This is a genomic window from Klebsiella huaxiensis (genome assembly GCF_003261575.2).
GTDB classification, from domain to species: Bacteria; Pseudomonadota; Gammaproteobacteria; order Enterobacterales; family Enterobacteriaceae; genus Klebsiella; species Klebsiella huaxiensis.
Genome location: NZ_CP036175.1, coordinates 1986780 through 1999286, shown reverse-complemented (window position 1 = coordinate 1999286; position 12507 = coordinate 1986780). Strand labels below are relative to the sequence as shown.

Here is a 12507-nt window from a genome sequence, read left to right as displayed (position 1 = left end):
GATAACCGCCAGGGATAGATAACGTTATCGCTTACATCGCCAGCCCGCCTCCGCCGCTGAACGGCTGCTCACCGGCGATTTTCATCACTTCCGCCCCGAAGGTCACAAACGGCGCACGACGGCTGGCATAGATCAGACCGCCCGCCTTAGGCCGTACCGCTTTGACCATATCAGTCAGCGGATCGATGATTTCCGCCACGACGTCATCGCGACTCACCCACTCGCCGGGCTGTTTTAGCTGGACCAGAATGCCGGTCGCCGGGGCGGTGACAATCTCTCCGGCCTCAAAAGGCAGCATCACCGTTTTCTGCTGCGGCACCTCAGGCTTATCGCCCGCCAGCACGCTGCGATATTGCAAATAGCGATAAATACGTTCGGCGTCGTCGCAGGCGGTGGCGTGATTCACATCCTGCTGGCCGCGCAGCTCTACGGTCACCGCCATACAACCAGGACGGTATTGCTGCCACTGTGGATACTGCACGGCCAGACGTCGCCATGGTAAACCACAGGCCTCATCAAACGAATTGCCTCCGCTCTCCTGCGACAGCAGCACCGCGCCAATGCCGAGAAATGCCGCCATAACGCCTGCTTCCTCCTGCCAGTCCGGGTCGGCGTACAAATGCAACATGGCCTGGTCGTCGCAGTGCAGATCCAGCACCAGATCGGCATCGCAGGCGAGACTCAGTAAATGATGACGCAGTGCCTGAACCTCGCTACCAGCAGGAAGCGTCGCCAGCGCATGCTGCATCGCCGCGCGCACCTGTTTTAGATATTCAGTGCGCGAAACAGGGGGCTCGGTGTCTAAGTGCTGGTGCGCCAGAGCAGCGAGGTCGGGAAAATCGCGGTTAAAGTTGCGCCCACTCGCCAGATCAAAACGACCAATACCGCTGTTCAGCAGTACCTGCGCCAGCCCCGGCGGGTTCGCCACCGGCACGAGAATAATTTCGCCGCGCAGTTCGCCGCGCCGCTCCGCCTGGCTGAGTAATCTTTTAAGATAGTGCAGAACCAGCATGCCCGGGATTTCATCGGCGTGCAGTCCCGCCTGCAGATAGACTTTCTCTCCTGTACCGGGTTCGCCGAAATGAAAATGGCTTAATTGCCGCTGCCCACTGAGGGCATGTTCAGGTAATGTATAATGTTTAATTTTCATTGGACGTCCTGGTTGTGGAAAAGAAAACCCGGCTTGACCGTATCGATCACAAGATCCTTGAAATCCTGCGCCGGGATGGCCGCATCTCTTATCAGAAGCTCTCGGAGCAGGTAAACCTCACCGCGCGCCCCTGCCTGGAACGCGTACGCGGCCTTGAGCGCGATGGGATCATTCGCGGCTACAGCGCCATCATTGAATTGCCTGAGCCGGAGCACGCTTTTGTGGTACAAGCGCAAATCGCGCTGGCTGACCACGGACGCTCGCAGCCGGTGTTTGAACAGGAGATGCGCCAGACGCCTGAAGTGCTGGACTGCTGGCTGGTCAGCGGCAGCTTTGACTTCCTGGTACGGATTGGCTGTCGCAGCATGGCGCACTACTGCCAGCTGGCGGATAGCTGGCTGACCAGTAAAAAGTTTCATGTTGATAAAATCGTCACCCTGACCGAACTCCAGTCCATTAAGCGCTCCTGATTAGCCGCGACGGATAAACGCCAGCCAGCGCCGTTCAGCGCGTGAAAAGGTGAATATCAGCATAAAAGTGCACAGCAGATACAGCGCGGCGGCCATCAGAAACGGAATAAACGGCGAATAGGTCATGGCGTAAAACGCGCGCGCCACGCCGGTGATATCCAGCAATGTCACGGTGCTGGCCAACGATGTGGCATGCAGTAAAAAGACCATTTCATTATTCAGCGCCGGGATCCCGCGTCGCAGGGTGGCAGGCAGAACGAGGCGGCGAACAATTTGCCATTTCCTCATACCGTAGGCCTCGCCGGCGACCCATTCCTGGCGCGGGAAAGTTAGCATCATTCCCGCCAGTAGCTCAGCGACGTAGGCTGAGGTATTCAGTACCAGCGCTAACGTGGCGCAGAAGGTGGCATCGCGAAACAGCAGCCAGAACGGCTGGTCGTTCATCCAGCCCGTCTGCACGATGTCGAACTGCGACAAGCCGTAGTAAATCAGCATCAATTGCAGATAAAGCGGTGTACTGCGGAAAAAGTAAGTAAAACCGCGAATGGGCAACGCCAGCGCCCGTGGACCGTAAACCTGCCCTACCGCCATCAGTATCGCCAGCACCATGCCTGGAATAATTGACAGCAAAAACAGCTCCGCCGTCACCGCCAGCCCGCTCGCAGCACCGTTACCATCGCTCCATAAATAGCTGGGAACCGCATCAATAAAGGTTTGTACATTCATAGCGTCGCTCCCGCCGTTGAAGAGCGCAGCGCATAGCGTTTAGCCAGGCGACTGAACAACCAGCTGGAAAGCGCGGTGATCACCATATAAATCAGCGAGACCAGGAAATAAAACAAGAAAGGCTTTTGCGTAGCGCGACCGGCCTGTTCAGCCAGCCATACCATATCCTCCAGACCGAGGATCGACACCAGCGCCGACGCTTTCATCAGCCCCAGCCAATTATTGTTGATACCCGGAATCGCGAAGCTCAGCATCTGCGGTAGCATCACCCGACGAAATACCGTCCACGGGCGCATCCCGTAAGCCTGTGCCGCCTCTGTTTGTCCGCTATCAACGGTAAGAAACGCGCCGCGAAAGGTCTCGGTGTAGTAGGCCCCGAAAACAAAACCAATGGCCAGCACGCCGGAAATAAAGGTGTTGAAGCGCACTGGCCCCAACCCCACTAAACTCAGCAGCAGATTCACCAGCATTTCGCCGCCGAAAAACAGCAGCAGCATAATTACCAGCTCCGGAATACCGCGCACCAGCGTGGTGTAACCGGTGGAAAACAGGCGCAGCCACGGCGGGCCAAAGAGTTTCACCAGCGAGTTAATCAGCCCCAGCAACAGAGCCACCAGTAATGAAGAGAGCATCACGCACAGCGAAAGCGCCGCGCCGCGTAACAACAGGGGTAAATAGTCTGCGACCATATTCAGCCTTCCGCGGATGTCGTAAAGCGGCGCAAGCCATTGCCTGCGCCCTCGCCTTCACGACTTATTTGCCATAAATATCAAAGCTAAAGTACTTTTTCTGGATAGCATCGTAGGTACCATCAGCGCGGATGGCCTTGATAGCGCCGTTTAGCGCGTCACGCAGCGCCGGATTATCTTTATTCACCGCAATCCCAACATCGGAAGAGATTCCGCCGTCCTGAATAACCGGGCCGGCAAAAGCAAATTTTTGCCCGCGCGGGGTATCAATAAAGCCGGTCGCCGCCTGGATATTATCCTGCAAAGCGGCGTCGATACGCCCGGAAAGCAGGTCGAGATAGACGTTATCCTGGTTTGCATAACCAACGATTTTCACGCCATGATTGGCCCAGTTAGCCTTAGCAAAAGCTTCATGAGTGGAACCTGTCTGTACGCCGACGGTCTTGCCTTTCAGGCTGGCAACTTCCGGCAGCAGCGGGCTACCTTTACGTGCGACCAGCTGCGCCGCGCTGCGATAGTAGCGATCGGTGAAATCCACTTCCTTTTTGCGCTCATCGGTAATATTGAGCGAGGCGATAATGGCATCAAATTTATGCGCGTTAAGGGCAGCGATCATGCTTTCGAATGGCTGCTTAACGAAAACGCATTTGGCTTTTAGCTGCGTACAGAGCGCGTTAGCGATATCGATATCAAAACCGGTAATTTCACCGCTGGGGGCCAGGACGTCAAAAGGCGGATAGCCGCCATCGACGCCAAAGCTGATGGTGTCAAACTGCTGGGCGGCCAGCGGCGCGCTGAGCGCCATACAGGCCAGTAATGCGGCAAGGCGTGTTTTCATTTCGGTTTCCCCGGTGTCGGCGCGGTGATTAAAAACGCAGTGAGAGGCAGGTCAGCCCGCCATCCATTTTCTTAAATTCGCTGGTGTCGAGTTGCACAATGGGCATTCCCAGCTTGCTGATTTCGCCCAGGGTATGGGGGTAACCCTGAGGCGTAATTAAAGTATCGTTGATCCACAGCGTATTACCGGCGTAGGACTCTTCTTCCGGGATAACGATGCTGTTAAAGCCGCTAAACGCCGGATGGTTAACGTAGCCTTCCGTCAGCAGCAGCGTATTACGACCAACATAGTTGACTATCGATTTCAGATGCAGACCGGCGCTGACTTCAATCGCCGTGACCTGATAGCCGTGTGGCTCAACGGCGGCGGCAAACTCGCGAATGCCCTGCTCATCGGTACGCGCCGTCAGGCCGATAAAAAACTGTTTGTCGACCAGCAGCACGTCGCCGCCGTCCATATGCCCACGCTCGCTCATCTGCACCAGCGGACGAAAGCCCGCCAGCACCGGCGCGATGGTGTCAACTTCGCCCTGGCGGCTCGGTGCGCCAGGATGGGTAATCACCGCCAGTTCCGGCATCACCACCGCGGTATCTTCAACAAAATGCGCATCCGGATAATCAGCCGCAGCAGGGAGTACGGTGACCTTCAGGCCAAGCTGCAACAGGGTTTCTACATAGGCGAGAAACTGGCGAGTGGTATTGGCAATATCCGGCGCGCCCAGTTGGGCAGTAGTTTGTCCTGCACCGCAGGTAGCGGCCGGAAGACGAGCGATAGCTTGGGTAAAATGCATAAAGAACCTTCTGGTATGGGTCGCTTTGATTAAGACAAAACACTGAGTAGATTTGATTATTAAACAGATACGACCGCCAATCAGGCTGAATCATCACTCCAGGCTGTGTATTCACGCTGTATATCAGTTCAGATTCGACGCAATCCGCTGTTGGTATCAAGAAACAACGGATACCAATAAATAAATATCGGCGTTCACAAGATCGGTGAGTAAAAATCGATAAGCGTAAATTACGCGTAAATATTCACCGTAAGCCTCTCAGCAAAAAGCGTTTTATCCAGACATATCTCAACAGTCTTTTCATAATTCCTCCATTTTTAAGCAGCGTTCACTGACTAAACTAGTATCATTCCGTGAAACGTTTCAGGATGAGATAGCAAATTAATGAAAGGTAGCAATAAAAGCCGTTGGGTAGCCGTGCTGGTAGTCGCAATCGTCGCGGGCGCCGCGTACTGGTTTTGGCAGGGTCGCGAAGCGGCAAACAGTACCTCTGTAACGGCAGCAGGCCCTGGCCAGCAGGGTCCAGGGCCTGGTGGGCCACGTCACGGTCGTTTTGGCGCAGCCCTTGCGCCGGTGCAGGCGGCAACGGCTACCAGCGAATCGGTCCCACGCTATCTCTCCGGCCTTGGTACGGTAACGGCCGCCAACACCGTTACCGTCCGCAGCCGCGTCGACGGTCAGCTTTTGGCTATCCACTTCACCGAAGGCCAGCAGGTAAAGGCGGGCGACCTGCTCGCCGAAATCGACCCCAGCCAGTTTAAAGTTGCTCTTGCCCAGGCTCAGGGCCAGCTGGCAAAAGATCAGGCCACCCTGGCCAACGCCCGCCGCGACCTGGCGCGCTATCAGCAGTTGGTCAAAACTAATCTGGTATCACGCCAGGAACTGGATACTCAGCAATCGCTGGTCAGTGAAACCCAGGGCACCATCAAAGCCGATGAGGCCGCCGTCGCCAGCGCCCAGCTGCAGCTGAACTGGAGCCGGATCACCGCGCCGATTGATGGCCGGGTAGGCTTAAAGCAGGTGGATATCGGCAACCAGATCTCCAGCGGCGATACCACCGGGATTGTGGTGCTAACGCAAACTCACCCTATCGACCTGGTCTTTACTCTTCCTGAAAACCAGATAGCCACGGTGGTTCAGGCGCAAAAGGCAGGCAAAAAACTGGTCGTCGAAGCCTGGGACCGTACCAACAAACAGAAAATCAGCGAAGGTTCTCTGCTGAGCCTCGATAACCAGATTGACGCCACCACCGGCACCATCAAGCTTAAAGCACGCTTTAATAATCAGGACGACGCCCTGTTCCCGAATCAGTTCGTCAACGCCCGGATGCTGGTGGATACCGAGCAAAACGCGGTGGTTATTCCGACCGCAGCCCTGCAAATGGGCAACGAAGGCCATTTCGTCTGGGTGCTGAATGACGAAAACAAAGTCAGCAAACATACGGTGACGCCAGGGATTCAGGACAGCCTGAAAGTGGTGATTAACGCCGGACTTTCCGCAGGCGATCGCGTGGTCACCGACGGCATCGACCGCCTGACGGAAGGCGCGAAGGTTGAAGTTGTAGAAGCTCACGACGCCACCACCGCAGCTGAACCGGCGAAAGCCACCAGCCGTGAATACGGTAAAAAAGGAGCGCGCTCCTGATGCAAGTGTTACCGCCGAGCAGTACGGGTGGCCCTTCCCGTCTGTTTATCATGCGCCCGGTAGCGACGACGCTGTTAATGGTGGCCATTATGCTGGCCGGGATTATCGGCTATCGTTTCCTGCCCGTTTCAGCGCTGCCGGAAGTGGATTACCCGACGATTCAGGTGGTGACGCTCTATCCCGGCGCCAGCCCGGACGTCGTGACCTCGTCGATTACCGCCCCGCTGGAGCGCCAGTTTGGCCAGATGTCCGGCCTCAAGCAAATGTCGTCCCAGAGTTCGGGCGGCGCATCGGTGGTCACGCTCCAGTTCCAGCTTACGCTGCCGCTGGACGTTGCCGAGCAGGAAGTACAGGCGGCCATCAACGCCGCCACTAACCTGCTGCCGTCAGATCTGCCCAACCCGCCGGTCTACAGCAAAGTTAACCCCGCCGACCCGCCGATTATGACCCTCGCGGTCACCTCTTCCGCGATTCCGATGACTCAGGTCGAAGATATGGTGGAAACCCGCGTGGCGCAGAAAATCTCCCAGGTTTCCGGCGTTGGTCTGGTGACCCTGGCGGGCGGTCAGCGCCCGGCAGTGCGCGTGAAGCTAAACGCTCAGGCCATTGCCGCCCTCGGACTGACCAGCGAAACCATTCGCACCGCGATTACCAGCGCCAACGTTAACTCGGCGAAGGGTAGCCTGGACGGCCCGTCGCGGGCGGTTACGCTTTCCGCCAACGATCAGATGCAATCGGCAGAGGATTACCGCCGCCTGATTATCGCCTGGCAGAACGGTGCGGCGATTCGCCTCGGCGACGTCGCAACAGTTGAACAGGGTGCGGAAAACAGCTGGCTCGGGGCATGGGCCAACAATCAGCGAGCGATCGTGATGAACGTCCAGCGCCAGCCGGGGGCCAATATTATCTCTACCGCCGACAGCATTCGCCAGATGCTGCCGCAGTTGACCGAAAGCCTGCCGAAATCAGTCAAAGTACAGGTACTTTCCGACCGTACCACCAATATTCGCGCCTCGGTCAGCGACACCCAGTTCGAACTGATGCTGGCCATCGCTCTGGTGGTGATGATTATCTACGTGTTTCTGCGCAACGTTCCGGCAACGATTATTCCCGGCATCGCCGTGCCGCTGTCGCTGGTCGGTACTTTCGCGGTGATGGTGTTCCTTGACTTCTCAATTAACAACCTGACGCTGATGGCCCTGACCATCGCCACCGGGTTTGTGGTCGATGACGCCATCGTGGTGATTGAAAACATCTCGCGCTATATCGAGAAAGGCGAAAAACCGCTGACCGCTGCCCTGAAAGGCGCAGGTGAGATCGGCTTTACCATTATCTCCCTGACCTTCTCGCTGATCGCGGTGCTGATCCCGCTGCTATTTATGGGCGATATCGTCGGTCGCCTGTTCCGCGAGTTCGCCGTCACCCTGGCGGTGGCGATCCTCATCTCGGCGGTGGTGTCGCTGACCCTGACGCCGATGATGTGCGCCCGCATGTTAAGCCACGAGTCGCTGCGTAAGCAAAACCGCTTCTCCCGCGCCAGCGAACGCTTCTTTGAACGGGTGATCGCCGTCTATGGTCGCTGGCTGAGCCGGGTGCTGAACCATCCGTGGCTGACGCTGAGCGTGGCCCTTAGCACGCTGGCGCTGTCAATCATGTTATGGGTGTTTATTCCGAAAGGATTCTTCCCAACTCAGGACAACGGTATTATCCAGGGCACGCTACAGGCCCCGCAGTCGGTATCGTTTGCCAGCATGGCCGAGCGCCAGCAGCAGGTTTCCGCGGTCATTCTTAAAGATCCGGCGGTGGAAAGCCTGACGTCCTACGTCGGGGTGGACGGCACCAACCCGGCGCTGAACAGTGCCCGCCTGCAAATCAATCTTAAGCCGCTGGACGAGCGTGACGATCGCGTACAAACGGTCATCGCCCGCCTGCAAAACGCGGTGGACGGCATTCCCGGTATCGAACTTTATCTTCAGCCAACCCAGGACCTGACGATTGATACCACCGTCAGCCGAACCCAGTACCAGTTCACTCTCCAGGCCAACTCGCTGGATGCGCTAAGCAACTGGGTACCGCAGCTTCTGACCCGCCTGCAGGCATTGCCGCAGCTCTCCGACGTCAGCAGCGACTGGCAGGATAAAGGCCTGGCGGCGTATATCAACGTTGATCGCGATAGCGCCAGCCGTCTCGGCATCAGCATGTCCGATATCGATAACGCGCTGTACAACGCTTTCGGTCAGCGCCTGATTTCCACTATTTATACCCAGGCAAACCAGTACCGCGTGGTGCTGGAGCATGATACCCAGGCGACGCCGGGCCTGGCAGCGCTGGATAATATCCGCCTGACCAGCAGCGACGGCGGGATCGTGCCGCTTACCGCAATCGCCAAAGTGGAGCAGCGCTTTGCCCCGCTGTCGATTAACCATCTCGATCAGTTCCCGGTCACCACAATCTCATTTAACGTACCGAACAACTATTCGCTGGGCGATGCGGTCGAGGCGATTCTTGGCGCTGAGCAGGCGCTGGAGTTCCCGAGCGATATCCGCACCCAGTTCCAGGGCAGTTCTCTGGCCTTCCAGTCGGCGCTCGGCAGCACCGTCTGGCTAGTAGTTGCCGCAGTGGTGGCGATGTATATCGTGCTCGGCGTGCTGTATGAGAGCTTTATTCACCCGATCACCATTCTGTCTACGCTGCCAACGGCAGGTGTTGGCGCGCTGCTGGCGCTGTGGTTGGCCGGTAGCGAGCTGGATGTTATCGCCATTATCGGCATCATTCTGCTTATCGGTATCGTTAAGAAAAACGCCATCATGATGATCGACTTCGCGCTGGCCGCCGAACGCGAACAGGGCATGCCGCCGCGCGAGGCGATTTATCAGGCCTGTCTGTTGCGTTTTCGTCCCATCCTGATGACCACCCTTGCCGCCCTGCTCGGCGCGCTGCCGCTGATGTTGAGTACCGGCGTCGGCGCGGAGTTGCGTCGTCCGCTGGGGATTGGCATGGTGGGCGGTTTGATGCTCAGCCAGGTACTGACCCTGTTCACTACTCCGGTCATCTATCTGCTGTTCGACCGCCTGTCACTGTATATGAAGAGCCGGTTCCCACGGCGTGAGGAGGAGGCGTAAGTGAAGTTTTTCGCCCTCTTCATTTATCGCCCGGTGGCGACGATTCTGATCTCGCTCGCTATCACCCTGTGCGGCATCCTCGGTTTCCGCCTGCTGCCGGTTGCGCCGCTGCCGCAGGTGGATTTTCCTGTCATTATGATCAGCGCCTCGCTGCCCGGTGCCTCGCCAGAAACCATGGCCTCTTCGGTGGCGACGCCGCTGGAGCGTTCCCTGGGGCGGATTGCCGGGGTAAACGAGATGACCTCCTCCAGTTCGCTTGGCAGCACGCGAATTATTATGGAGTTCAACTTCGATCGCGATATCAACGGCACAGCGCGCGACGTACAGGCGGCGATTAACGCCGCGCAAAGCCTGCTGCCGAGCGGTATGCCGAGCCGCCCGACCTATCGCAAAGCTAACCCATCCGACGCGCCGATCATGATCCTTACCCTCACCTCGGATACTTACTCCCAGGGTGAGCTGTACGATTTCGCCTCTACCCAGCTGGCGCAGACTATTGCCCAGATTGACGGCGTGGGCGACGTTGACGTCGGCGGCAGTTCCCTGCCCGCCGTGCTCGTTGACCTCAACCCGCAGGCGCTGTTTAACCAGGGTGTGTCGCTGGACGCGGTACGTACCGCTATCAGCAACGCCAACGTGCGTAAACCGCAGGGAGCACTGGAAGACGCCTCCCACCGCTGGCAGGTGGAAACCAACGACGAGCTGAAAACCGCCGCCGAATATCAACCGGTCATCGTGCACTACAACAACGGTGCGGCGGTGCGGTTAGGTGATGTCGCCAACGTCACCGACTCGGTACAGGATGTGCGCAACGCCGGGATGACCAACGCTAAACCGGCAATTCTGCTGATGATCCGCAAGCTGCCGGAAGCCAATATCATTGAAACGGTGGACAGCATTCGCGCCCGCCTGCCGGATCTGCAGCGCACGATCCCGGCATCTATCGACCTGCAAATCGCCCAGGACCGGTCGCCAACCATCCGCGCCTCGCTGGAAGAGGTCGAACAAACGCTGGTGATCTCGGTGGCGCTGGTGATCCTCGTGGTGTTCCTGTTCCTGCGTTCGGGCCGCGCGACGCTGATCCCGGCGGTGGCGGTTCCGGTCTCGCTGATTGGCACCTTTGCGGCCATGTATCTGTGCGGCTTCAGCCTGAATAACCTGTCGCTAATGGCGCTGACCATCGCCACCGGCTTTGTGGTCGATGACGCTATCGTGGTGCTGGAGAACATCTCCCGCCATCTTGAAGCGGGTATGAAACCGCTTCAGGCCGCGCTACAGGGAAGCCGGGAGGTGGGTTTCACCGTGCTGTCGATGAGCATATCGTTAGTCGCTGTCTTCCTGCCGCTACTGCTGATGGGCGGCCTGCCGGGAAGATTGCTGCGTGAATTTGCCGTCACCCTGTCGGTGGCGATCGGCATTTCGTTGGCAGTATCGCTGACCCTGACGCCGATGATGTGCGGCTGGCTGCTGAAAAGCGGCAAGCCCAACGAGCCAACGCGCAAGCGTGGTTTTGGTCGTCTGCTGGTAGCGATTCAGGGCGGGTACGGCAAGTCGCTGAAATGGGTGCTGAAGCACAGCCGCTTAACCGGCCTGGTGCTGCTCGGCACCATCGCGCTGAGCGTCTGGCTCTATATCTCGATTCCCAAGACCTTCTTCCCGGAGCAGGACACCGGGGTACTGATGGGCGGCATTCAGGCCGACCAGAGCATTTCGTTCCAGGCAATGCGCGGCAAGCTGCAGGACTTTATGAAGATCATTCGTGAAGACCCGGCGGTGGATAACGTCACTGGCTTTACCGGCGGCTCACGAGTCAACAGCGGGATGATGTTTATCACCCTGAAATCCCGCGATGAACGCCACGAAACGGCACAGCAAATTATTGACCGGCTGCGTAAAAAACTGGCGAAAGAGCCGGGGGCCAACCTGTTCCTGATGGCGGTACAGGATATTCGCGTAGGCGGACGTCAGGCTAATGCCAGCTACCAGTACACCCTGCTGTCGGACGATCTTGCGGCGCTGCGCGAGTGGGAGCCAAAGATTCGCAAAGCGCTGGCGGCACTGCCGGAACTGGCGGACGTTAACTCGGACCAACAGGATAACGGCGCTGAGATGGACCTGGTTTACGATCGCGACACCATGTCGAGGCTCGGTATCAGCGTGCAGGATGCCAACAACCTGCTGAACAATGCCTTTGGTCAACGGCAGATCTCAACCATTTACCAGCCGCTGAACCAGTATAAAGTGGTGATGCAGGTTGACCCGGTTTACACCCAGGACGTCAGCGCGCTGGATAAGATGTTTGTAATCAACAGCGAAGATAAGCCGATCCCGCTCTCTTATTTCGCCAAATGGCAACCGGCCAACGCCCCGCTATCGGTGAACCATCAAGGGCTGTCGGCGGCCTCGACCATCTCTTTCAACCTGCCGACCGGTAAGTCGCTGTCAGAAGCCAGCGATGCCATTAACCGGGCAATGACCCAGCTTGGCGTGCCGTCCAGCGTGCGCGGGTCGTTCGCCGGGACCGCGCAGGTGTTCCAGGAAACGATGAACTCCCAGGTGATCCTGATTCTGGCGGCTATCGCCACGGTCTATATCGTGCTGGGGATCCTCTATGAGAGCTACGTTCACCCGCTGACTATCCTTTCGACCATCCCTTCCGCTGGCGTCGGCGCGCTGCTGGCGCTTGAGCTTTTCGATGCCCCGTTCAGCCTAATAGCGCTAATCGGGATTATGCTATTAATTGGCATCGTGAAGAAAAACGCCATCATGATGGTCGATTTTGCCCTTGAGGCGCAGCGCAACGGCAACCTGCCGCCGGAAGAAGCCATCTTCCAGGCCTGCCTGTTGCGTTTTCGCCCAATAATGATGACCACCCTGGCAGCGCTGTTCGGCGCGCTGCCGCTGGTTATCTCCAGTGGTGATGGCTCCGAGCTGCGCCAGCCACTGGGGATTACCATCGTCGGCGGTCTGGTGATGAGTCAACTGTTGACCCTGTACACCACGCCGGTGGTCTATCTGTTCTTCGACCGTCTGCGGTTGCGTTTTTCGCGAACACTCCATCAACCGGTAAGCGAATAA

The 12507-nt window shown here is 57.7% G+C and carries 9 protein-coding genes; 4 read left to right on the top strand and 5 right to left on the bottom strand.

All coding sequences use genetic code 11. The annotated features are described in order from the left end of the window. Positions 1 to 31 precede the first annotated feature (31 nt). Positions 32 to 1150 carry a succinylglutamate desuccinylase/aspartoacylase family protein gene (locus DA718_RS09515; RefSeq protein ID WP_112213164.1) on the bottom strand — a complete coding sequence of 373 codons (1119 nt, stop codon included), beginning with the start codon at positions 1148 to 1150 and terminating at the stop codon, positions 32 to 34. Between the two features lie 14 nt (positions 1151 to 1164). On the opposite strand from DA718_RS09515, the gene DA718_RS09510 reads away from it, so the two are divergent. Then, entirely contained in the window at positions 1165 to 1620 is a 456-nt protein-coding gene (locus DA718_RS09510; protein ID WP_110275571.1) for an Lrp/AsnC family transcriptional regulator, read from the top strand. Here DA718_RS09510 and DA718_RS09505 read toward each other — a convergent pair whose 3' ends face one another. The 4 genes from DA718_RS09505 to DA718_RS09490 form a co-directional block, all read right to left on the bottom strand. Then, positions 1621 to 2346: an ABC transporter permease gene (locus tag DA718_RS09505; protein WP_110275526.1), complete on the bottom strand. Its 726-nt coding sequence runs from the start codon at positions 2344 to 2346 to the stop codon at positions 1621 to 1623. Beyond that, a complete protein-coding gene (locus tag DA718_RS09500) occupies positions 2343 to 3035 on the bottom strand; it encodes an ABC transporter permease (RefSeq protein ID WP_110275527.1) in 693 nt (230 codons plus the stop codon). The genes DA718_RS09505 and DA718_RS09500 overlap by 4 nt, the downstream gene beginning before the upstream one ends. Before the next feature lie 64 nt (positions 3036 to 3099). Beyond that, positions 3100 to 3873, bottom strand: a complete 774-nt coding sequence (locus tag DA718_RS09495) for an ABC transporter substrate-binding protein (protein ID WP_110275528.1) — start codon at positions 3871 to 3873, stop codon at positions 3100 to 3102. Positions 3874 to 3901: 28 nt separating this feature from the next. Beyond that, positions 3902 to 4663, bottom strand: a complete 762-nt coding sequence (locus tag DA718_RS09490) for a dimethylarginine dimethylaminohydrolase family protein (protein WP_112213163.1) — start codon at positions 4661 to 4663, stop codon at positions 3902 to 3904. 384 nt (positions 4664 to 5047) lie between these two features. Between DA718_RS09490 and DA718_RS09485 the strand changes: the two genes are divergently transcribed. From DA718_RS09485 to mdtC, 3 genes are read left to right on the top strand one after another with little or no spacing between them, the layout of a single operon-like run. Further along, a complete protein-coding gene (locus DA718_RS09485; protein ID WP_112213162.1) occupies positions 5048 to 6307 on the top strand; it encodes an MdtA/MuxA family multidrug efflux RND transporter periplasmic adaptor subunit in 1260 nt (419 codons plus the stop codon). Next, positions 6307 to 9429 carry an MdtB/MuxB family multidrug efflux RND transporter permease subunit gene (locus DA718_RS09480; RefSeq protein WP_110275531.1) on the top strand — a complete coding sequence of 1041 codons (3123 nt, stop codon included), beginning with the start codon at positions 6307 to 6309 and terminating at the stop codon, positions 9427 to 9429. Before DA718_RS09485 ends, DA718_RS09480 begins: the two co-directional genes overlap by 1 nt. Continuing rightward, on the top strand, positions 9430 to 12507 hold the full coding sequence (gene mdtC, locus DA718_RS09475; protein WP_112213161.1) for a multidrug efflux RND transporter permease subunit MdtC: 3078 nt from the start codon (positions 9430 to 9432) through the stop codon (positions 12505 to 12507).